The sequence below is a fragment of the Granulicella sp. L60 genome (genome assembly GCF_009765825.1).
GTDB lineage: Bacteria > Acidobacteriota > Terriglobia > Terriglobales > Acidobacteriaceae > Edaphobacter.
In genome coordinates this window covers 1,121,409-1,143,018 of sequence record NZ_LMUR01000018.1, presented here as the reverse complement: position 1 = coordinate 1,143,018, position 21,610 = coordinate 1,121,409, and the positions used below count along the sequence as shown (strand labels likewise).

20 protein-coding genes are annotated in these 21,610 nt (G+C 61.4%); 6 read left to right on the top strand and 14 right to left on the bottom strand.

The window, feature by feature from the left end; translation table 11 throughout:
• Positions 1-69: 69 nt before the first annotated feature.
• The gene (locus GSQ82_RS15035) at positions 70-1,290 is read right to left on the bottom strand and encodes a glycine C-acetyltransferase (protein WP_158793037.1); all 1,221 of its coding nucleotides are present in this window, start codon (positions 1,288-1,290) and stop codon (positions 70-72) included.
• A 127-nt stretch (positions 1,291-1,417) separates the two neighbouring features.
• On the opposite strand from GSQ82_RS15035, the gene GSQ82_RS15030 reads away from it, so the two are divergent.
• Positions 1,418-2,323, top strand: a complete 906-nt coding sequence (locus GSQ82_RS15030; protein WP_158793036.1) for a hypothetical protein — start codon at positions 1,418-1,420, stop codon at positions 2,321-2,323.
• Positions 2,324-2,573: 250 nt separating this feature from the next.
• Here the strand turns inward: GSQ82_RS15030 and GSQ82_RS15025 are convergent, their stop codons facing one another.
• From GSQ82_RS15025 to GSQ82_RS15010, 4 genes are all read right to left on the bottom strand, one after another.
• Positions 2,574-3,650 (bottom strand): tRNA (adenosine(37)-N6)-dimethylallyltransferase MiaA, encoded by a 1,077-nt coding sequence (locus GSQ82_RS15025; protein ID WP_158793035.1) that lies wholly within the window; start codon positions 3,648-3,650, stop codon positions 2,574-2,576.
• Between the two features lie 277 nt (positions 3,651-3,927).
• Positions 3,928-4,863 carry a class A beta-lactamase gene (bla, locus tag GSQ82_RS15020; RefSeq protein WP_158793034.1) on the bottom strand — a complete coding sequence of 312 codons (936 nt, stop codon included), beginning with the start codon at positions 4,861-4,863 and terminating at the stop codon, positions 3,928-3,930.
• A 72-nt stretch (positions 4,864-4,935) separates the two neighbouring features.
• Positions 4,936-6,108 carry a low specificity L-threonine aldolase gene (locus GSQ82_RS15015; protein ID WP_158793033.1) on the bottom strand — a complete coding sequence of 391 codons (1,173 nt, stop codon included), beginning with the start codon at positions 6,106-6,108 and terminating at the stop codon, positions 4,936-4,938.
• Positions 6,109-6,231: 123 nt separating this feature from the next.
• Entirely contained in the window at positions 6,232-7,272 is a 1,041-nt protein-coding gene (locus GSQ82_RS15010) for a TonB C-terminal domain-containing protein (RefSeq protein ID WP_158793032.1), read from the bottom strand.
• Positions 7,273-7,447: 175 nt separating this feature from the next.
• On the opposite strand from GSQ82_RS15010, the gene GSQ82_RS15005 reads away from it, so the two are divergent.
• Positions 7,448-7,978, top strand: a complete 531-nt coding sequence (locus tag GSQ82_RS15005) for a MogA/MoaB family molybdenum cofactor biosynthesis protein (protein ID WP_158793031.1) — start codon at positions 7,448-7,450, stop codon at positions 7,976-7,978.
• Complete coding sequence (locus tag GSQ82_RS15000; RefSeq protein WP_254061665.1) at positions 7,975-8,649, top strand: YqaA family protein; 675 nt, start codon at positions 7,975-7,977, stop codon at positions 8,647-8,649. Before GSQ82_RS15005 ends, GSQ82_RS15000 begins: the two co-directional genes overlap by 4 nt.
• 108 nt (positions 8,650-8,757) lie before the next feature.
• On the opposite strand, the gene GSQ82_RS14995 is transcribed toward GSQ82_RS15000, so the two are convergent.
• Entirely contained in the window at positions 8,758-9,807 is a 1,050-nt protein-coding gene (locus tag GSQ82_RS14995; RefSeq protein WP_158793030.1) for a metal-dependent hydrolase, read from the bottom strand.
• A gap of 223 nt (positions 9,808-10,030) precedes the next feature.
• A complete protein-coding gene (locus tag GSQ82_RS14990; RefSeq protein WP_158793029.1) occupies positions 10,031-10,864 on the bottom strand; it encodes an O-methyltransferase in 834 nt (277 codons plus the stop codon).
• 110 nt (positions 10,865-10,974) lie between these two features.
• On the opposite strand from GSQ82_RS14990, the gene gatB reads away from it, so the two are divergent.
• Positions 10,975-12,486, top strand: a complete 1,512-nt coding sequence (gene gatB / locus GSQ82_RS14985; RefSeq protein ID WP_158793028.1) for an Asp-tRNA(Asn)/Glu-tRNA(Gln) amidotransferase subunit GatB — start codon at positions 10,975-10,977, stop codon at positions 12,484-12,486.
• A gap of 3 nt (positions 12,487-12,489) precedes the next feature.
• Here the strand turns inward: gatB and GSQ82_RS14980 are convergent, their stop codons facing one another.
• The 7 genes from GSQ82_RS14980 to GSQ82_RS14950 all read right to left on the bottom strand — a co-directional run bounded on the left by GSQ82_RS14980 (position 12,490) and on the right by GSQ82_RS14950 (position 17,698).
• A complete protein-coding gene (locus GSQ82_RS14980) occupies positions 12,490-13,017 on the bottom strand; it encodes a DUF2199 domain-containing protein (protein WP_158793027.1) in 528 nt (175 codons plus the stop codon).
• Positions 13,018-13,074: 57 nt separating this feature from the next.
• A complete protein-coding gene (locus GSQ82_RS14975; protein WP_158793026.1) occupies positions 13,075-13,542 on the bottom strand; it encodes a nucleoside deaminase in 468 nt (155 codons plus the stop codon).
• A 12-nt stretch (positions 13,543-13,554) separates the two neighbouring features.
• The gene (locus tag GSQ82_RS25150) at positions 13,555-13,758 is read right to left on the bottom strand and encodes a DUF6496 domain-containing protein (RefSeq protein ID WP_158793025.1); all 204 of its coding nucleotides are present in this window, start codon (positions 13,756-13,758) and stop codon (positions 13,555-13,557) included.
• 7 nt (positions 13,759-13,765) lie between these two features.
• Positions 13,766-13,990 carry a hypothetical protein gene (locus GSQ82_RS25145; RefSeq protein ID WP_158793024.1) on the bottom strand — a complete coding sequence of 75 codons (225 nt, stop codon included), beginning with the start codon at positions 13,988-13,990 and terminating at the stop codon, positions 13,766-13,768.
• Positions 13,991-13,995: 5 nt separating this feature from the next.
• Complete coding sequence (locus GSQ82_RS14960) at positions 13,996-15,564, bottom strand: hypothetical protein (RefSeq protein ID WP_254061664.1); 1,569 nt, start codon at positions 15,562-15,564, stop codon at positions 13,996-13,998.
• Positions 15,565-15,791: 227 nt separating this feature from the next.
• A complete protein-coding gene (locus GSQ82_RS14955; RefSeq protein WP_158793023.1) occupies positions 15,792-17,168 on the bottom strand; it encodes an APC family permease in 1,377 nt (458 codons plus the stop codon).
• Positions 17,169-17,353: 185 nt separating this feature from the next.
• On the bottom strand, positions 17,354-17,698 hold the full coding sequence (locus GSQ82_RS14950) for an FmdB family zinc ribbon protein (RefSeq protein ID WP_158793022.1): 345 nt from the start codon (positions 17,696-17,698) through the stop codon (positions 17,354-17,356).
• A 178-nt stretch (positions 17,699-17,876) separates the two neighbouring features.
• Between GSQ82_RS14950 and GSQ82_RS14945 the strand changes: the two genes are divergently transcribed.
• Positions 17,877-18,773: a Ku protein gene (locus GSQ82_RS14945; protein WP_158793021.1), complete on the top strand. Its 897-nt coding sequence runs from the start codon at positions 17,877-17,879 to the stop codon at positions 18,771-18,773.
• A gap of 6 nt (positions 18,774-18,779) precedes the next feature.
• Positions 18,780-21,533 carry a DNA ligase D gene (ligD, locus tag GSQ82_RS14940; RefSeq protein WP_158793020.1) on the top strand — a complete coding sequence of 918 codons (2,754 nt, stop codon included), beginning with the start codon at positions 18,780-18,782 and terminating at the stop codon, positions 21,531-21,533.
• The last annotated feature ends 77 nt before the right edge of the window (positions 21,534-21,610 follow it).

Here is a 21,610-nt window from a genome sequence, read left to right as displayed (position 1 = left end):
CTCTTTACAGTGTGCTATTGAAGAAAATCGCGGGGATTGACCGAGTGCCGGGTTGATTAAGACTGTGGCTCAGGCTTGCAGAACTCCGGTTTTCTTCGCGACAGAGGTGAAGACTTCGAGGGCTTGATCGATCTGTTCGCGGGTGTGTTCGCTAGTCATGATGGTGCGAATGCGGGCTTTTCCCTCGGGAACGGTGGGAAAGGCGATGCCGGTGGCCATGACGCCTGCGTCGAAGAGGGCGCGAGAGAAGTCCATGGTCTTGCGACCGTCGCCGATGATAATAGGCGTGATAGGGGTCTCGCTTTTGGGTGTGGTGTTGCCGCCTACGTCGAAGCCTGCGTTGGTGAGCTGCTGCTTGAAGTACCAGGTGTTGTCCCAGAGGCGCTGGATGCGTTCAGGCTCAGCTTCGAGAATGTCGAAGGCGGCGATGCAGGTGGCGGTGACAGAGGGTGGGTGCGAGGTGGAGAAGAGGAACGGGCGGGCGCGGTGGTAGAGATAGTCGATGAGATCGCGGCTGCCGCAGACGTAGCCGCCGAGGGCTCCGATGGCTTTTGACAGGGTGCCGACCTGAACGTCGACTTTGTCGGTGACATGAAAGTGATCGACGGAGCCGCGTCCGTTGCGGCCGAGGACGCCGCTGGCGTGGGCGTCGTCGACCATCATGATGGCGCCGTACTTTTCGGCGAGGCGGGCGAGCTTGTCGACGGGGCCGATGTCGCCGTCCATGGAGAAGACGCCGTCGGTGATGAGGAGCTTGCGGCCGGGCTCGTTCTGGACCTCTTGCAGGAGCTCTTCGGCGTGGGCGATGTCTTTGTGGCGGAAGACCTTGATCTTGGCGCGGGAGAGGCGGGCGCCGTCGATGATGCTGGCGTGGTTGAGCTCGTCGGAGAGGATGAAGTCTTCTTTGCCGAGGATGCTGGAGACGGTGCCGGCGTTGGCGGCGAATCCGGACTGGAAGACAACGCAGGCCTCTACGCCTTTGAAGGCGGCGATCTTTTCTTCGAGCTCCATGTGGATGTGCATGGTGCCGGCGATGGTGCGGACGGCTCCGGAGCCTGCGCCGTACTTGCGCGTGGCGGCGATGGCGGCTTCTTCGAGGCGGGGATCGTTGCAGAGCCCAAGGTAGTTGTTGGAGGCAAGGTTGATGACGCGCTTGCCGTCGTAGGTGCAGACGGGGGCCTGCTGGTCGTCGAGCACGCGCAGCTTGAAGAAGGTTCCGCGCTGGCGGAGATCGTCGAGCTGGGCGGTGAGGTGAGCGAGCTGAGGGCGGTTGGCGGCTGCGGTCGTCATGAAATTTATCTTAATCCTTTTGTGCCGGGCGGTCTTCTATGAGGAATGAGCATCTTACGCAGTTGAGACGTGTTGCTGTTGAGCTTTTATATCGTCAACCCATTTGAATTTGAACGAGGATGCCCCGATGAACTTTACTTATTCGAATAAAGCTGCGTGCATGATGATGCTGGCGTTGGCGATGTTGGCTGGATGCAAGTCGAAACAGGATGCAGCGATTGAGACAGCGAAGCAGCAGGCCGCGGCTACGGGGCAGCCGCAGCAAGTGATATCGCCGCCTGACAGCAACGGCAATGTGACGACGACGACGGTGCAGCCGCCGGTGCAGGGGCAGACAGGGCAGGCTATGACGACGACCACGACTCCGGCGGCGGGTGTGGCGGCGAATACGCCTGCGACCGCGCCGGGAGGGCCTGCAGACGCTACGGGGCAGCCGGTGACGGCGGGGCAGATGGACTCTTCGGGCCAGCCGGTGGCAGCGCCTGCTCCGGGTTCGGCTCCGATTGTGCGGCCGGCGGATGTGAACGTTGCTGCGGGAACGAATCTGACGATTCGGATCGATCAACACATCAGCGTGAAGACGAGCCGCGCGGGCGACCGGTTTACGGGTGAGGTGGTGGAGCCGGTGGTGGGAGTGGGCGATCGGGTGGTGATTCCGAAGGGTGCGCCGGTGAGCGGCGTGGTGGTGGCTTCGCATCGGCGGGGGCACTTCAAAGGGTCTTCGATTCTGGAGTTGCGGCTGACGTATCTGACGTTGAATGGGTCGCGCTACGCGCTGGATACAGGGGATTTGACGCGTACGAAGAAGGGGAAGGGCAAGCGGTCGGCGGCTATTATCGGCGGCGGCGCGGGGCTAGGGATGTTGGTGGGCGGCGTGGCTACGGGCGGGGTTGGACTGCTGGTGGGCGGGCTGGTTGGAGGTGGGGGCGGGACGCTGCTAAGCGGCTTGACGGGAAATCGGGATATCGAGATTCCGGCGGAGTCGATTGTGCGGTTCAAACTGGCGGATAATTTGGTGATTCAGCCCTCCTGAGTTTTGAGAATTTACGAAAAAAGTGGAGTCCCGGGGCGACCCGGGATTTTGCTGTTTTGCGGGCATTTTTGAGGGGATTTTGGGAAAAGGTGGTGGTGGGGCGTGGTTATTTGCTGGTGAGCTAGTGGTGATTTGCGTGGTGGGCATGGTGGCTAGTGGGTGTGTTTTTGGGAAGGGAAAGTACGCCAGCTTTTTGATGAATTTCTGTGGATATTTTTGATTTTTCTTTGTAAGGGTTGTCAGAGAGGGTCTAGCGGGCGAGATGTTGGGCGACGAGGGTGGTGGCCTGGGCGATGATGTCGGGGTCGCCGCCGCAGCCGGGGAGCCAGTGCATGTTGGGTTCGCGGCGGAACCAGGTGAGTTGGCGTTTGGCGTAGTTGCGGTGGCCTTGCTGGGCCTGGGTGACGGCTTGTTCGCGGGTGAGTTCGCCGTGCAGGACGGCGGAGGCTTCGGCGTAGCCGAGGGAGGTGAGGGGGCGGCAGTCGGGGCCGTAGCGGGCGAGGAGGCGTTCGGTCTCTTCGATGAGGCCGAGGTCGAACATCGCGGCGGCGCGCTGGTTGATGCGCTCGTAGAGGAGAGGGCGGGGCGGGTTGAGACCGAGGCGCAGGATGCGGTAGCCGGTGAGGGCGTCGCGGCCTTGCTGCCACTGCTTGGTCATGGGGGTGCGAATTGCTTGAGCGGGGTGGGATGGTGCGGGGGTTTGGGCGAGGGAGACTTCGATGGCTCGGACGACTTTGGAGGCGTCGTTGGGATGGATGGCGGATGCGGCGGTGGGGTCGAGGCGCGTGAGGAGGCGGTGGAGGTAGGCGGGGCCGCGCGTGGAGGCGATATGGCGGAGGCGTTCGCGCTGGCCGGGTGTCTGGGGGGGCGCGGGAAAGAGGCCGTCGATGAGGGCGCGGAGGTAGAGGCCGGTGCCTCCGGCGACGATGGGGAGGTGGCCGTGTCGGGCTGCGGGGCGGGGGTTGGCAGGTGCGGATATGTATAGTGTGGCTGGAGCGTGTGTGGATGCGCTGCTTGTGATGAGAATGTTGTCTGCTGTGCCGCGGGCGGTGATGCCGGCGAGGGATTCTCGGGCGAGGCGGCTGTAGTCGCCGGCGGTGCAGGCCTCGTTGGGCCAGGCGATGTCGATCATGTGGTGCGGGACGAGGGTGCGCTCTTCGTGCGTGGGCTTGGCGGTGCCGATCTCCATCTCGCGGTAGACGGCTACGGAGTCGCAGCTTACGATCTCGCCCTGGAAGGTCTGGGCGAGGTGGATGGCGAGCCCGGTCTTGCCGCTGGCGGTGGGGCCGACGAGGACGATGAGGGGCTGGTCGGGCTGGGTCACCATAGACGCCACCAGTTTGGTGGGAAGACGTGATGGAAGCCGGCGCGGAGGAAGCTGAAGAGGAGGACAGCGAAGGCCAGGAGGAGGAGGCCGCGGATCTGGCGGCGGCGTTCGTGTTGGAGTGGAGTTGCGATGGTGTTGACCGTTTTTTCGATGATACCGCTCTGCCTGGTAGAGGCTCTGTCCTGCCGGACGGGCCGCCTGCTCGGGGGAGGTCACTTCGTGACTTTTGTACCTTGTTTGGGGGATGCGAGCGGCTTGGGGCCTTGCGTTGCTCGGCTTATGGATTTTTTACCGCGGCGTTGTAGGCGGCTCGGGCGATGCGGGCGATGACCTTTTCGCGGATGGCGGTGTCGGCGGTCGAGTCGGTGACGAATACGGCGATGGCTAGCTGACGTCCGTCGGGCAGGGTGATGAGGCCGATGTCGTTGGTGGCGTGAGCGACGCCGTTGTCGATGTCGGAGGTTCCGGACTTGTGGGCGACGATGGTTCCCGCAGGAAGGTCGCCCTGGAGGCGGGTGGTAGGCGTGGCGGGACGCATCCACGCGAGGAGCTGGGCGGTGTGTTCGGGTGTGAGCGGAGAGCGGTCGCTGAGGATGCGGAGGAGCTGGACGGCGGATCGTGGCTCGAACCAGTTGCGGTACTGAAGTGGGACGCTGTGGTGCAGGGCATTCTCTCCGTCGCGCAGGTGAAAGCCGGTGATGCCGAGGGAGGCGATGTATTTATCTACGACGTCGGGGCCGCCGGCGATGCGGAGGAGGATGTCGGCGGCGGTGTTGTCGCTGAGGGAGACGGTGAGTTGGAGGAGGGTGCGCAGGGGAACGTCTACGTTTGCGTTGGGGTACTTGTCCTGCAGGGAGCTGTAGGGCTTGGGGAGGATGCGGTCTTCGGGAAGGAAGCGTATGGGCTGGTCTATAGACCGGTTTGAGGACTGGTTTGAGGATGACGCCATGAACTTGCCTTGCTCGAGCTGATGGAGGATGGTGAGGGCGAGTGGGAGTTTGAAGACGGACTGCATGGGTGGGTGGGCGGTTGGATTGAGGTCGCAGTTGAGCGGGGATGGGCTGGGCATTGTGTCGGGCAGGGAGCAGGCGACGGAGACTTTGCCGTGGGCGTCGGCGGCTATGGTTTGGATCTGTTGCTGGAGAGATTGCTGTGCGGGTGCGGGGGTGGTGAGGAGAGAAAGAAGGGGTGGCAGGAGTAGTACGGGGCGCATAGTGGTTAGTTTAGGCCTCCTCCGTGGGTGGAAGAGGCCTTTGCTGGGTGCGGACTATGGGTCGTTACGGCCTTAGCCGGTGAAGGCTTTGACGAGCTCTTCGGGTGATTTTTGCAGGATGCTGAGGTTGAGGTAGAGGGGCATGAGGCCGTCGACGGGTGGGCGGCCGTGGATGTCGGCGGCGAGGAGGCGTTCTTTGAGGCCTTTGAGGCGTTCGGGCGAGATCTGAACGAAGTTGATGTTGCTGGGGTTGTCGAAGCGTTTGATGGTGAAGCCGCCTGCGGACTGGAGGCCGGCGAGGAAGCGCTCGTAGCTGGCGCGGGCCTGGGTGAGGCGGGTGGCGAAGGTGGGAAGCGCATCGAGCGCGGGGAGGGCGGCGAGCCAGCCCTGGTAGATGAGGCTGCCGTAGATGTGGCGCATCTCGCGGGTCTTGGCGATGATGTCTTTTTTACCGGCGAGGACGGCTCCGAAGGGTGCGCCGAGATATTTGTAGAGCGAGACGTAGACGGTGTCGAAGAGGGCGCTGGTGCGAGCGAGATCGAAGCCGGGGGTGCCTGAGAGGAGGAGGGAGCGGGCGCCGTCCCAGTGCATGCCGATGCCGTGCTGTTTGGCGAGGGTGGAGATGCGTTCGAGTTGGGCGTAGGGGACGCTCTCACCGTCCTGGCGGCGGACGGGGCTTTCGATGGAGATGGCGCCGACTTTGAGTGGGTAGGGGCCGTGTTCGGCGGAGTCGATGGCGGCGGCGATCTCTTCGTAGGTGGGTGCGGCTTTGCCGGGTGCGAGGGGGACAAGGTTGAGGCCGCTGAGGATCTGGGCGGAGTCGCTCTCGTCGAGGTAGAGGTGGCTCTCGCGCTGGACGAGGGCGTGGTGATTGTCGGCGCAGAGGAGGCGGACGGCGAGGTTGTTGGCGAGGGTGCCGGTGGGGAGAAAGGCTGCGTCTTCTTTGCCGAGCATGGCGGCCATGGCGGCTTCGAGCTGCTCGATGGCTCCGCCTTTGAGGTAGGTGTCGTTGGTGTGGGGGGACTTTTCGAGGAGCTGGGCGAGTTGCTGGATGCGGCCTTGGGGGGTGATGGGTGCGGAGTCGCCGGCGAGGAGGACGGAGCGTTCGGTGATGGTAGTTGGAGCGGAGTGGGGGGCGGGGGTTTGGGAGTAGTTCTGGGCGTGGAGGCTGGCGGTTTGGAGGAGGCTGATTCCGGCGATGGCTTGGGTGGTGGTGGAGAGAAAGTCGCGGCGGTTGAGATTCATGCAGGGTCTCTCCTGAACTTTTTAAGTTCATTTGGGATTTATTTTGGGGATTCGCTGGTTAGACATTACACGACGGATTGTGCCCGCTGAGTGCGGGCTTGGTTTTGGGTGCAGGGCTGAAGGCTACTGGTTGGGGAGGGGCTTGTTGGTGAGGAAGTCGATGCGGAGTTCGAGGTTGGGGCCGTGGAAGTTGGCGGGCAGCGGGGGGAACTGGCCTACGCCGGTGATGCCGCCCCAGCAGGCGCGGTCAATGGCGGTGTCCTGGCTGGAGCCGTCGAGGTTCATGGCGGCGATGCGGCCGTCGGGGAGGATGGTGAAGCGGATGAGGGTCTCGCCCTGCTTGTTGAGGGGGGGACGGGCCTCTTCGGGAATGAGGGGTATCCAGTTGCGGCGGATGTCGCCGAGGATGCGGCGGATGTAGGGGCCGAAGTCTACGCCCTGGGTGTCGGAGAGGATGTCTACGCCGGTGCCCATGCCGGAGCGTCCGCCGGAGGCGCTGCCGCCGAGGTCTCCGCCGGAGGAGCCGTGGTCGCGGGCGGCGTTTTGGGCGGCCTGACGGATGGCGTCGCCTGCGGTCTGGTTGGGGTTGCCGAAGTTGGGCTTGGAGGGTGCGGGCTTGGGGGCTTCGACGAGGGCCTGCTGGGTGGGCTGGGGCGCGGGTGGAGGCTGCGGGGTGGGTGGCGTCGGCTGCTGCTGCGCGGGAGCTGGAGGCTGGGGCGTGGGGGCCGGTGGCAGGGGGGTGGCGGCCTTGCGCATGGCCTTGAGCTGGTCGAGGGTCTTTTTGTCGAGCGTGGGCCGTGTGGGCGGGGTGCGGGGCTGCTCTTTCGCGGCCTTGGGACTTTTGGGCGCGAGCTTGGAGACGGTTTTGGGGTCGTCGAGGAAGGTGAGCTGCTTCTCGTGTTCTTTGATGGCGTCGACGGGGTTGATGAGGCGGGGCTGGTGGAAGAGGACGCGGGGGCCGTAGAAGAGGAACCAGCAGATGGCCGCGTAGATGATGATGGAGATGTAGATGGACTCGCGGAAGCGGGCCTTGGAGCGCTCGTCGTCGAGGGAGTCGAGGAGATGGACGAGCTCGTGTTCTTCGAGTTCGCCGTAGCGGCCGGTGCGCACCTTGATGGGCTGGGTGGGCGGGACGGACTTGGGCGGGGTCTCGAGTGAAGGCATAGGCTCTGTGTCTGACGTGTGCGTGAGACGAATAGTTTGCTGAAATCGTTCCAGCGGGTGATCAAATTGCCGTGACGGCGGCGGATGGCGCAGTCCACTCTATTCTCTCACTTCTGATGCGGATTTCGTGAGAGCGAAGTTAGGCCTAACTTACTGAAACCCGTAAACTGGAGAAGTGACGCAAACTTTTTTTTCTAATACTCGCGCGGCTGTGCTGACGATCAGTGATCGCTGCTCCCGCGGCGAAGAGATTGACGTATCGGGGCCTGCGGTGCGCGGACTTCTGGAGGGTGCAGGTTTGGTGGACATTGTTGCCGAGACGATGCCGGATGAGGTGGAGTTGATCGTCGAGGCTCTGCGGCGTAACGCGAAAGTTGCAGCGCTGATTGTGACGACCGGAGGCACGGGGCTGGCGGAGCGGGATGTGACGCCGGAGGCTACGAGGATGGTGTGCGAGCGGCTGGTGGATGGGCTGGCGGAGCGGATGCGGGCGGATGGTCTGCTGCATACTCCGTTTGCCGCGCTGAGCCGTGGGGTGTGCGGGACGGTGGGGAGGACGCTGGTGGTGAATCTGCCGGGGAGTCCGGCGGGGGCGAGGAGTTCGCTGGCGGCGATTCTGCCGGTGCTGCCGCATGCGCTGGGGTTGCTGGCGGGGCGGGTGAGCCATGAGGATTCGTTTGGGAACAGCTCCGAGGTGCGACGGTGACGGTGAGGATGCTGGCGGCGGCGGTGCCGTGGAAGAAGATCGGCGTTGGACTGGTGAAGGCGAATGCGTGGCTGCTTGCGATCCTGAAGCCGCTGGGCGCGTTTGGCGTGCTGATCGTGGGGATCATTGACTCGTCGTCAATTCCGATGCCGCTGGACGCTATGGTGGTGGAGTATGTGGTGCGCGACCATGCGAAGTTTTTGATCTATTGCTTCATGGGTGCGCTGGGGGCGGCGATCGGTAGTCTGCTGCCGTACTATCTGGGACGGGCGGGAGGCGAGCTTTTTCTGTTGAAGCGGATCAATCGCGCTCGGTATGAGCAGCTGCGGGACCGGTTTGAGAAGCAGGAGTTTCTGGCCATCATGATTCCGGCGATGATGCCGCCGCCGTTTCCGGTGAAGATCTTTGAGCTTGCGGCGGGCGTGTTTGAGATGAAGCCGCTGTGGTTTTTTTCGGCGCTGCTGCTGGGCAAGTTCGTCCGGTTTGTGATCGTGGCGCTGATCATCATGGTGTACGGACCGACGATCTTCCACACGATGATGAATACGCTGCACCATCATCGGGAGGTGATGCTGGCGGGGGTCGGTATCTTCGTTTTGCTTCTGGCGGTGTATGTGATGCGGAAGGTGTTCGACCGAAGGCGGGGGACTTCGCTTCCGGTGGAGGAGTAAAAGACGCTGTCCTGCCGGACGGGCCGCCTGCTCGGCGGGAGGTCACTTCGTGACTTTTGTACCTTGTCTCGGCAGGGTGGTGTGCGATGGGCCTCGCGTTGCTCGGGGTTAGTGTTGGGTGCGGCCGTCGAAGTCCATGTGGAGGATGCGGCGGTCGGGGTTGAGTACGACGGCTCCTGAGAGTGGGGCGCTCTTTTGTTTGGGGAGTAGAGGCATATTCGATAAGAAGCGCAGGTCGCGGAAGGTGACGGTGGTGAGGCCGTCGGCGTCGGCGCCTATGTCTGTGACCACGGGCCATTGCGACCAGTCGAGGTAGACCTCGCCTAGCCAACTGCGTTTGGCGACGAGGGTGCCAAGGGTGGTGGGTGGTTTGTAGACGATGTCCGACTGAGGGTTGGTTGCGACGGCGTTGTCGCGCGTGTTGGTGGTGGAGAGCTGGAAGAACTGCGGCGTCTCGGCGATGGTGTACCAGCGGAAGGGATTGATGGGTGCGGGGCTGGCGAAGACGCGGGAGACGGGAGCTCCGCCATAGTCGGCGGCCTGTGCGAGGGTGAGGGCTTTGTCGTGCTCGATGTAGCGCAGGGACCAGAGGGCGAGGGTGGCAAGGAGGCCGAAGATGGCCCAGTTCTGTCCGCGGAAGGCGGGTTTGTTTGCGCCGACCTCGGCGTTGATGAGTCCGAAGAGGGATGGGGCTACGAGGGCGGTGAGGAGGATGAGGAAGAGGACGGGTTCGAAGATGAAGACGAAGGAGCCGGCGTACCAGTGGGGGTTGAAGGGGAAGAAGGGACGGATGCCGTAGTTGTTGGTCCAGTCGAGGAGGATGTGACTGAGGAAGGCGATGAGGGCGAAGAGGTAGAGGAGGGGCCAGCTGATGGGGGCGCGGGGTGGTTTGGCGGGGCTGTTGGAACGGGTTCGCCAGCGGTGATATAGGTAGAAGGCTCCGACGAGGATGGCGGCTTCGAAGGGGATGCCGATGAGGGTGTGGGTCCAGCCGCGGTGGTGCTGGAATGAGGCGATAGGACCGTCGATGGACCAGAGGGTGTCGAGGTCGGGGGCCTCGGCGGCGATGGTCATGACGGCGGTAGCGTAGGCGGCTTTGCGGTTGAAGCCGGAGCGGGCGAGGCAGGCTCCGGTCATGAGGTGGGTGATGGGTTCCATGTGGGTTTAGATTAGCTGCAAATGCAAAGGCAGATGCCTATGGATGACAAACAAAGGGACGGGCAACGGCAAGTACAACGGCAACCGCAGATCCCTACGGGATGACAAACAAAAGGACAAGCAAAAGGACGGGCAAGATTGGCGAATTCCACGTCTCTCTGCCTGTCCTTCGAGCAGGAATAGCTTCTCATTCGATAAGCAGTGAAATTCGCGGGATTGGAGGTTAGTGGAAGTGCTCTGGTTCGCGGCGGTAGATGACGAGCTGGCTGCCGGCGATGCGGTGGAGTCTGAGGGATCGGCTGAGCTCGGTGAGGTAGTTACTGACGCCGTCGATGAACCAGGTGTAGTCGTCCCAGACGATGACACCGTTGGGCGAGAGGATCCTGAGGGCGGTCTCGGTGTCGGCTTTGATGCACTCGTAGGAGTGGCCGCCGTCGATGAAGCAGAGGTCGACGTTGCGGAGCTCGGGTGGCGGGGTGAAGGTGAGGGAGTTGCCGCGGAGCTGGTGGATGCGGACGGAGGCGGGGTGGGACTGGAAGGCGAAACCGGTGGAGGTGCGGGAGAGGCGGACCCACTCTTTGTCGCCCTTGCTGAGGGTTTCGATCTCGGTGCTGGTGTACTGCTCGGGCAGGTCGAGGGTGTAGATCTCGGCTTGTGGGGCGTTGATGGCCATGGTGAGGGCGCCGACGCCGCGGAAGGTTCCGATCTCGAAGATCTTTTTTGGCTTGAGGGCGCTGGCGATGGTGGCGAGCAGGGTGTAGGGGATGACGAAGCCGAGACCGGAGAGGCTGATGGTGTCGACGGAGGGGAGGACGATGTCGCCGAGTTCGTCGCAGCCGAGGAAGGCGGGGAGGGAGGGATGGTCGATGACGGGGAGGGTGTCGCGTGCGTCGAAGGCGTGCTGGCGGATGCTGCGGCCGAGCTGGACGACATGACTGCGGGTGGACTTGTCGGCGATGCGGACGGTGACGAGTTCGACGAGGTCGCCGACCATGGGCATGAAGTGGCGGGAGTCGACTTTGTAGGTTCGAGTTTTTGGCGGAGGCAGGGTTTTCATAGTGTCGTGCATCCCTAAATCGGATGAGCGGATTCTCTCATACGAATTGCACCTTTCGGGCCATAAATTGGGGTGCCAGAGTTAGACGCTTGTTAGAATCGGAGGTACGCATGCCTACGTTGACAGAGATTACGCCAGAGGTTTTAGCCAAGTACCAGCCTGTGATCGGGCTGGAGGTTCACGTTCAGCTTTTGACGGAGACAAAGGCGTTCTGCGGATGTATCAACAGATACGGCGGAGAGCCGAATACGCATTGCTGCCCGACTTGCCTTGGACTGCCGGGTGCGTTGCCGGTGCTGAATCGCAGGGCGGTGGAGTTTGCGGTGCTGGCGGCGAGGGCTATTAACTGTGAGATACGCGAGAAAAGTATTTTTTCGCGGAAGAACTATTTTTACCCGGATTCGCCGAAGGGGTACCAGATCTCGCAGTTCGATAAGCCGATTGCGGAGGGTGGATGGATTGAGGTTCCGGCGTTCGATGCGAGCGGCGCGGTGGTGACGAAACGGATTGGGGTGACGCGTCTGCACATGGAAGAGGACGCGGGCAAGAGTGTGCATGACGGGTTTGCGGACTCAGTGTCGAAGACATATATCGACCTGAACCGCTGCGGGACGCCGCTGGTGGAGATTGTGAGCGAGCCGGATCTGCGGACGGCGGATGAGGTGTTTGAGTACCTGACGAAGCTGAAGGAGATTCTGCTTTATACGGGCGTGAGCGACTGCAATATGGAAGAGGGTTCGCTGCGGTGTGACGCGAATGTGAGCGTGATGCTGAAGAAGGATGCTGCGGAGTTTGGGGCTAAAGCTTACGGCACTAAGGCCGAGGTGAAGAATGTTAATAGCTTTCGGTATATTCGCGCGGCGGTGGAGTACGAGATTGAGCGGCAGATTGGCGTGATCGAAGATGGCGGACGGGTGGTGCAAGAGTCGCGGCTGTGGAACTCTGCGGAGGGCCGGACGTACTCGATGCGGAGCAAGGAACAGGCGCATGACTACCGGTATTTTCCGGAGCCGGATCTGCCGCCGCTGGTGGTGGGGGCGGAGTGGCAGTCGGAGATATTGAAGATGCTGCCGGAGCTGCCGGAGGCTCGGCGGGCGCGGATGATTGCGGAGTATGAGATTTCTGCGCAGGATGCGGCTACGCTGACGGCGACAAGGGAGTTTGCAGACAGGTTTGAAGAGGCGGCGAAGAAGGCGAAGAGTCCGAAGCGGGTGGCGTCGTTATTGACGAGCGAGTTGACGATGCGGCTGCGGGCGGCGGGGCTGGAGCCGGAGCAGTCACCGGTGAGCATGGCGGGTGTGGTGATGGCGGCGGATCTGGCGGAGTCGGGTGAGCTATCGAGCAAGATGCTGAAGCAGCTGCTGGATGCTTCGTTTGCCGAGGGGAAGGACTTTGCGGAGATCTATGAGCGGGATAAGCCGACGCAGATCTCGGATACGGGCGCGATTGAGGCGATGATCGATGAGGTGATCGCGGGGAATGCGAAGCAGGTGGAGCAGTACAAGGGTGGGAAGAAGACGGTGGCGGCGTTCTTTGTGGGGCAGGTGATGCGGCTGTCGAAGGGACAGGCTAATCCTGCGCTGCTGAATGAGCTGGTGGTGAAGAAGCTGGATGCTTTGTAGAGGCTAAAGACTCTGTCCTGCCGGATGCAGCATCCTCACTGCAATCTCTTCCACGCGCTGCATCGTAATTCCCTCGCTCTGCTCCACTGCAAGCGAATGTTCGCAATCGACAACGGTGAAGCGTGGACGCTGTCCCACTGGCTGCGTTTGCACACCGACCTCAAGATTGATCGTGTTCCCAAACAGAGGGAGTTCTGAGTTCAACCAGCCTTGAAATGGTGGCTCGTCCTCGCGTCCTTCGACTGTCCAGAGCTCATTCGTCCGCACGAAGTTCTTAGGGCCGACCTCCGCCCATACGCCCCATACGAACGGCTCTTCCAGTCCGATCACGGGCACCAGAATCCGTCCACGTAGGTAGAAGTCTCTGCCATCGATCACGCACTGATCCGGTGTAATCACCAGGCGCTCATCTAACTCGTTCGCTGGAATCATGGTTGCCGCCAGCGGTACCTTCACGCTGTAGCTCAACGGCAGAACATGACGCTCGCCACATACCTGACAACTGAATCCACTCTCTAATGCATCGCCCATTACTTTATCTTTCCACACTGGCGCCCGGTGCTGCACAGCGGCGTGAGATGACCGCGACTACTCCTCGCCGATATCTTCGTTCCAGACATCTGGGTGCTCCGCGATAAACCCCGTTAATAGATCCGAGCACTCCTGCGAGTCCAGGTCGATCACCTTCACTCCAAGCGAACGCAGCCACTCGACGCCGCCGGAAAAGTTTCTGCTCTCCCCGACTACGAGTGTGCGAATGCCGAACTGGCGGATGAGGCCGCTGCAGTACCAGCATGGAGCGAGCGTCGTGACCATCACCTTGTCGCGGTATGTTTTCTGTCGTCCTGCGCGCCGAAATGCATCTGTCTCTCCGTGCACCGAGGGATCGTCATGCTGGACACGACGGTTTCGTCCCGATGCCAGCAGTTTGCCTTCGCTATCGAACATCGCCGCGCCGATCGGAACGCCACCCTCGCTCCGACCGGTTCGCGCCTCTGCAATCGCGACTTCCAGCATTGTGCGATACCGTTCTACTTCAGCTTCGGTCTCGGTCATCTCAACCTTTCTTCAACTCTTCTTTGGCGCGGGTGGAACCTTCTTGCCAGACTTGCGCGCTTCAGACAAACCTATCGCAATCGCCTGCTTCCTGCTGGTTACCTTCTTGCCGCTGCGCCCGCTCTTCAGCGTGCCCTTCTTCATCTCGTGCATCTCGGTCTCAACATTCTTGCTGGCCGCGGGGCTGTACTTGCGTGTGGAACTCTTTTTGGTCACCGTCTTTTTACTTGCTGTCTTCTTGCTTGCTGTCTTCTTGCTTGCTGTCTTCTTGCTTGGGGCCTTTTTGCTTGCCGTTTTTTTGCTCGCTGCTTTTTTGGTGCTGGATTTCTTCGTTGCCTTCTTTGCCGTTGACTTCTTTGTTGCCTTTTTCGTGGTCATGGTTTTGCCTCCTCCAACTAAGAGGCATCGATACGCTCGCACGTTGCATCCATGCGGCGCGGCGCACCATAAACGCTACCGGCCGCCCCGCCTGCGCCTCCACACTACGATTGCAGCGAGCATTCCCAGCGCAGTGACACCCACGGCTCGTATCGTCATCTTTCGTATCCACGACGGTGTCCGCTCCAGCTCGCCCTCCTGCCATGCTGCATGCACGAGTTCGAGATCTGCGGTTAGGCCGGGCATCGTAATCGCTTGTAGATCTACGGTCGGCAGCGAACCGAAGATTCTCTCGGGCTGCGGCGGCGCTCCGTTTCTGTCCTTCGGTATGGCCTCAATCAGCGCGTTGATCTCTGCGTCGCGCGGGTCGTCAAACAGTGTGGCATCAGCTGTATTCGGAAACAGCGTTGCCTTCCCTGTCATCTTCTTTTCGATCGCCGCGACTCCGTCCTGGCACACGCCGAGTGGATAGTAGCCGCCGAATGGAAGATCCGGGCGCGCCAGATGTTGATGCGCGTACGCTACGGCCATCTTGCCGACTAGACGCGTCACCTCGACCGCATCTGCGTCGCGATACTCGTGCGCATGGCGGCCCAGCACCCATGCCTGGTCCAGCGTATCCATCACACGAAACTCGGCCTTGCCATCGACGCCGAAGTACCAGCTCACGCCAGCATTCAGCTTGGGCCCGCGCACCTGCCACTCATACTCGGCGTGGCTTACCGGGACCAGAAGCGACCGACTCTTCCCGAAGAGTCCGCGCCCTGTTGTCGGAATCGCAATCTGCGAGTCCACCCAGAATGGCATCATTACATCCTGGCCCTTGTAATGAAAGTGGCCGAAGTTCGCGAAGTATCGTGCGTCCGCTACCACTACTGTATGACCTGACTCCATCAACGCCTGGACTAATTCCTGCGGGGTCGTTGCGCGTTTCCCCAAGAATGTAACCGTCATCGAAGCAGATCCGTCTACGGCGTTCATGCTGAGTCGATTCAACACATCTGCCAGACGCTGGCTCTCCGCGTGCATCGGCGCGATCTTTTCGTTTGCACCATCTCCACGCACTACGCCTGCGCCGAGCTCGCTCACGAGGCCATCTGTCGTGAATCCCGGCAGCTTTGACGGCTCATCGAGATCCACCGTCTCTGGGTTCTCCAGTGAGTATCCGCCGAGGTCGATGTAGGCTTTTAGCTCGTCTGTTGTCACTGCGCTCGGCCGACCTGCACCATTTGCGCTAGTGCCGACAGGAGCTCCGGGATGTCGGGCTGCAAGGCTGGTTACGGCATCGTCCTTGGCGACTACTCTTCCCACTACGCGCACTGTTGGGTTGATCTCACGCATCGTCCAACCTGGGAATCGGTCCAGTCCCTGCCAGTCCTTGCCGAGGATCATCTCGCGTAGCCGCTTCAACAGCGCGGGTGTTAGTAGTGCGGGGCCTTTCTTGCCGCCCTTGTCCAGTTCAGCGAGCATCGCGTCGGTAAAGCCTGGAGTGGCCGATAGCTCGCGCATCATCTGCGACAGCAGTATTGTGTTGGCCGGCATCGGTTCTTCCGGCACCATGTACTCCGTGTCCGCCATCCTGCACCCCATCACAGCTATCAGCACGATCCCACCTGCAGCAGAGATCCAAGAGGCAATTCGCATCCGCTCATTAAACCCTAAAAGACTTTGTCCTGCCGGACGGGCCGCCTGCTCGGCGCGAGGTCACTTCGTGACTTTTGTACCCCTTCGGGTGGACCTCCGGTTGGTCGGCAATGAAGATTATGCCGACCAGCGGGAGGACCTTTGTCGCGTGCGCGGGCTTGGCAAGGTATACGCGTCACTAAGTGACCTCACGCTGAGTAAGCGGCCTGTCCGGCAGGACAGAGTCTTTAGGCGTGTCTACGCGTGCTGAATATAAACCAGGTACTGCCGCAGAGGATGTAGGCGAGATAGACGTAGGGGAGCCAGTTGTAGGGACGCTCGGGGACTGGATAGAGCGTGCCTGCGAGAGCAAGGATCATCGCGAGGGCTCCTGCTATCGAGAGAGACAGGCCGCCGGTGGTGAGGTGATGGTTGCGCTTGAGATAGACAGGCAGTGCGATGGCGGCGAGACCGTAGGTGGTGATGAAGCCGTAGACGGCGAGGGAGCCCATCCATCCGTAGATGTCTGCACCGGCGACGCCGCGCAGGGCAAGGATGGTGACGGGCAGCGCGGTGAAAAGGCCGGTGGCAAGGACAGCGGAGGCTGGCGTGGCGTTCTTGTGGTGGGCGTTGGCGAAGGTGGTGTGGACGAGGCCGTTGTGGCCCATGCGCATGAGGACTCGGGCGGCGGCGGTGATGCAGGCTAGGGTGCAGGCGAACATGCTAACGAGGGCGCCGAGGTCAATGAACGGGCCGAGAATGCCGACGCCGGCGAGTGATGCGAGGACTCGCATGGGTGCGGTGGATTGGCCGAGATCCTGATGGGCGGTGTGCATGCCCAGGGTTTCGAGGTAGGCGCAAAGGATGAAGAAGAGGCCGGTGCAGATGGCGGACTGGATGACGGCGCGGGGGATGGTGCGGAGGGGGTTGGCGGCTTCGACGCCGAGGGTGGTGGCGCTCTCGAAGCCGACGAAGCTGAAGAGGGCGAGGACGACGCCGAGGCGAACTCCCGAGGGTGTGACGTTGCGGAGGCTGATCTGGGCGGGGTCGAGGTGGAGGCCGTTGTGCCAGAGCAGAAGCGCGAGGACGATGGCGATGAGGGCGACGGAGATGGCTTCGATCCAGAGCATGAGGCGAATGGAGATCTGGACGTCGCGATAGGCGATGAAGGTGGAGGCTCCGACGCAGAGGAGAGCGAGGATGGCGGTGGGTGCGGGTCTGCCGAGGATGGAGATGAGGAAGACATTGGCGTAGTTGATGAAGCCGCCGGAGACGGACGCTCCGGTGGCGATGTAGGCGAGGAGGAGAGCCCAGCCGGCGATGCCGCTGACGGCAGGTGGAAGCGACGAGGTGGCATAGGTGTAGAGCGAGCCGGAGCAGGAGGTGTATCGGGCGAAGCGACTGATGCAGAGGGCCATGAGCAGGATGGCGGCGGTGGCGAGGAGGTAGGCGAGCCAGGTGCCGTTGCCGGCGAGGACGAAGACCAGGGGGATGGTCATGGTGGGGGTGGTGGTGGGGGCGATGGTGGAGATGGATTGGGCGAGGGTCTCCATGGGGGAGAGGATGTCGGGGCGCAGGCCGGTGCGGGTGGTGGTTTCGGCGAGCGGGGCGATGGCCTGGTCCATGGGCGAATCTCCTCTGGTGCTGCGGCGGTGCGGCGGATGCACGAGTGCGAGTGCGGCTGGCCGGTGGTCGGACAGAGAGGGTGCAGGTAACTTAGGAGTTAGTCAGAGGATAGCTGAAGAGAGGCGTGTGGCGGAGAGGAAGATAAGGAGTAATGAAGCCGCTGTGGGAGCGGCTTCTTGTTTTGCTATTTCTTTTCGGAGGAGGAGGTTGCTGCGGCGGGAGCGGCTGCAGGTGCTGAGGCGGCGGGGGTTGCGGAGGGTGTGGAGGCGGAGTCGGTGCTTGGTTTGGAGTCGCTGGTGGGAGAGGTGCTGCTGCTGTCGCTGGACTTGTCGCCGGAGGACTTTGGTTTGGCGTTGCCGTAGCCGTCGGCGTACCAGCCGCCGCCTTTGAAAGAGATGGCGGGAGCGGAGATGACGCGCTCAAGCTTGCCGCCGCAGTGGGGACAGACGGTGATCTCGGGGTCGGAGAACTTCTGGATTTTTTCGGTGTGACGATGGCAGGCGGTGCATTCGTATTCGTAAAGAGGCATGGTTTCGTTTGTACCCTTGGTGTCTCTATCTTACCGAAGATGAGCGGATACAGGGTTTCGGAGTGCTTGAGGCGGGGTTGGCGCTGGTTCGGGATTTTCAGATTTGACGCAACTTATAGAGACGAAAAGCATCTTTATGGCGGAATTGTGCTTCCAATTCACTGGGAGATCCCATTTTATGGCGCGTCCTTATTGGTCTGGTCAGATACAGATTTCATTGGTTTCATTCGGAGTGAAGCTGTTTCCGGCAACAGAGGCGAAGAGCGAGATTCGGTTTCATCAACTGAGCCGGAAGACGGGTGAGCGGGTGAAACACCAGAAGGTCTCGGGCGATGAGGGGCCGGTCGAGAAGACGGACATCGTGAAGGGGTACGAGTACAGGAAGGGCGAGTACATCCAGATTGAGCCGGAGGAGATCGAGCAGTTGCGGATTCCTTCGCGGCATACGCTGGAGGTGACGCAGTTCGTCGATCAGGGAGAGTTGGATCCGGAGTTCTTCGAGAAGCCATACTTTGTGGTGCCGGAGAACGATGTGCAGGCGGAGGCGTTTGCGGTGGTGCGGAGGGCGCTGCAGGAGACGAAGAAGATGGCGCTGGGGAAGATTGCGTTTGGCGGGCGGGAGCATCTGGTGGGGGTGGCTGCGCCGGAGGACGACACGCAGGCGGGGATGATGGCGTATGTCATGCGATATGCGGAGGAGCTGCGGGATCCGGCGGAGTACTTCAAGGAGATCAAGAAGGTGACGGTGGATGAGGATCAGTTATCGCTGGCCAAGGAGCTGATCAAACGGAAGGCGGCTAAGTTTGCGCCGGAGAAGTTCAAGGACGAGTATGAGGCTGCGCTGCGCGAGATGGTGGAGGCGAAGGTGGAGCATGCTCCGATTGCGAAGGACGAGCCTGCGGCGAAGTCTGCGAAGGTGATCAACCTGATGGATGCGCTGCGGAAGAGCGTGCAGGAAGATGGAGCGCCAGCGGTGAAGAAGAAGGGACCGGCAAGGGCGGCGGTGGCCGAGAAGGGTATTGTGCTGGTGAAGCCATCGTCGGCGAAGGGGCATCGATCGCGTAAGTCGGCATAGAGGGCTATGGCTACGAAGAAGAGCGCCAGATCGAAGTCGCCGGCTGCTGCTGCAGATGCTGTCGATGAGCAGTTGGGGCTCTATCGCTCTATGCGGGACTTTCAGATTACGGGTGAGCCGAGCGGATCGGTAAAAGCGAAGTTCTTCAATAAGCAGCCTCTTCCTTTTGTGATTCAGAAGCATGCGGCGTCGCATCTGCATTATGACTTCCGGCTGGGATGGAACGGCGTGCTGAAGAGTTGGGCGGTGGCGAAGGGGCCGAGCTACTTCACTGGCGATAAGCGGCTGGCTGTGCAGGTGGAAGATCATCCGATCGAGTATGGGGGGTTCGAGGGGATCATTCCGCAGGGGCAGTATGGCGGTGGGACCGTGATGGTGTGGGATCAGGGGACGTGGGAGCCGCAGGAGGGACACACCGATGTGGATGCGGGGCTGCGTGCGGGCTCGCTGAAGTTTGTGATGCATGGCACGAAGATGAAGGGCAAGTGGGCGCTGATTCGCATGGGTGGGAAGGCGGCGAATGAGAGGAAGCCTAACTGGCTGCTGATCAAAGAGCATGATGACTTCGAGCGGACGGATAAAGATAAGGCAATTACGGAAGAGGCTTCGAACAGCGTGGTGACGGGGCGCAGTCTGGAAGAGATTGCGAAGCAGGAAGATCATGTGTGGAACTCGAAGGATACGGCGAAGGGGAAGGCCTGGTATCGCAAGGAGAATTCGAAGGCTGGTGGGGAGAAGGCGCCGGCAGACAAGAGGGCGAGAGCGGTGCGTGGCGTGGATGCGTTTGCATCGAGGCTGAAGGGAGCGCCGAAGGAGAAGCTGCCGGAGTTTATTGCGCCTGAGCTTGCGATGCAGGAGACGAAGCCTCCGAGTGGTGCGGGATGGCTGCATGAGTTGAAGCTGGATGGATATCGAATGGAGGCGCGTAAGGATGGTGGGCGGGTTCAGCTGTTGACGCGGACGGGGCTGGACTGGACGCATCGGATGAAGACGATTGCTACACAATTGGAGTCGCTGCCGGTGGAGAGCGCGATTCTGGACGGTGAAGTGGTGGTGCTGGCGGAGAGTGGGACGACGAGCTTTGCGGATCTGCAGGCGGCGTTTCAGGAGGGTGAGAAGAAGCCTCTGACTTACTTCGTCTTCGATCTGCTCCATCTGAATGGACATAATCTGCGCGGGTTGCCGTTGATCGAGCGTAAGGAGATTCTGGAGACGCTGCTGCAAGGTGCGAGGGAGTATGTGCGCTTCAGCGAGCACCTGGAGACGAGTGGCGAGACGATATTTCATAAGGCGTGTGAGCTGCACGCGGAGGGCATCGTCTCGAAGAGATCGACTAGCAAGTATGTGAGCGGGCGAGGTGGGGATTGGCTGAAGCTGAAGTGCATTCATGAACAGGAGTTTGTGATCGGCGGATTTACGCTGCCTTCGAACGGAAGTCATGGAGTTGGAGCGCTTCTGCTTGGGTACTACGAGGGCAAGAGGCTGGTGTATGCGGGGCGCACGGGGACGGGGTTTACGCAGAAGACGCATCGTGTGTTGCGGGACCAGTTGGAGGCGTTGCGGCAGGAGACAAGCCCATTCGATAAGGCTCCGGCAGAGGCGAGGCGTGGAGCGAACTGGGTGAAGCCGCAGCTAGTGGCGCAGGTGAACTTCGCTACGTGGACGGCGGATAATCTTGTGCGGCAGGCTTCGTTCAAGGGGCTGCGTGAGGATAAGCCGGCGAGTGAGGTGAAGCGGGAGGATGCGGGGCCGACGCCTCGTGGTACGCAGCGGGCTTCACATGCGGTTGGGGGGGAGATTGCGGCGAAGACGGCTCCAACTGGGACTGTTGCAAAGCCTGCAGCGGCGAAGGTTCCGTTGGAGAAGGCTCCGGTGCGGTTGACGCATGCGGACAAGATTCTGGATGCGGAGACGCAGCTGACGAAGCAGCAGTTGGCGGACTACTACTGGGCGATCGCGGAGCACATGCTTCCGCATATCGAGGGACGCCCGTTGTCGCTGGTGCGTTGTCCGGAGGGGAGCGGACATCCGTGCTTCTATCAGAAGCATGTGAACCATATGCTGCCACCGGGAATCGGCGGAGTGGAAGTGCCGGACAAGAAGACGGGGGAGGCGGAGGAGTACATCACGCTTTCGACGGCGGAGGCACTGGCGGGACTGGCGCAGATGGGCGTGCTGGAGGTGCATCCGTGGGGTTCGCGGAACGACGATCTGGAGTATCCGGACCGCATCATCATCGACCTCGATCCGGATGCGGCGATTGCGTGGCCGAAGCTGGCGGAGAGCGCCGGAGACGTTCGCAAGGGATTGAAGAAGCTGGGGCTGGAGAGCTTCCTGAAGAGTACGGGAGGCAAGGGGCTGCATGTCGTGGTGCCGTTCGAGCCGGAGTTTGACTGGGCGGTGATCAAGCAGTTTGCGCATGAGTTTGTGCTGCGTATGGAGAAGGCTGAGCCGGGACAGTATCTGACGAAGATGAGTAAGGCTGCGCGGAAGGACAAGATCTTTCTGGACTATCTGCGGAACGAACGCGGGGCTACAGCGGTGGCGGCGTTCTCTCCGAGGGCGCGTCCAGGTGCTCCGGTGTCGCTGCCGCTGCAGTGGGGCGAGTTGAAGCTGCCGGAGCGTACGGTGGTGCAAGTCGCCGACTTTGCAGCGTGGAAGGGAAGGCTGGCGCGCGATCCGTGGAAGGAGATGTTGAAGATGAAGCAGCGGATTACGAAGGAGATGCTGGCGCAGGTGGGGATTTCGGTGGCGAAGTAGTTCTGGCGGATGTGTGGGGAGTTTGTCTTCCTGTTTTTGGTCTTCTGCTTTTGTCTTCCGTTTTTAACATGGGAAGA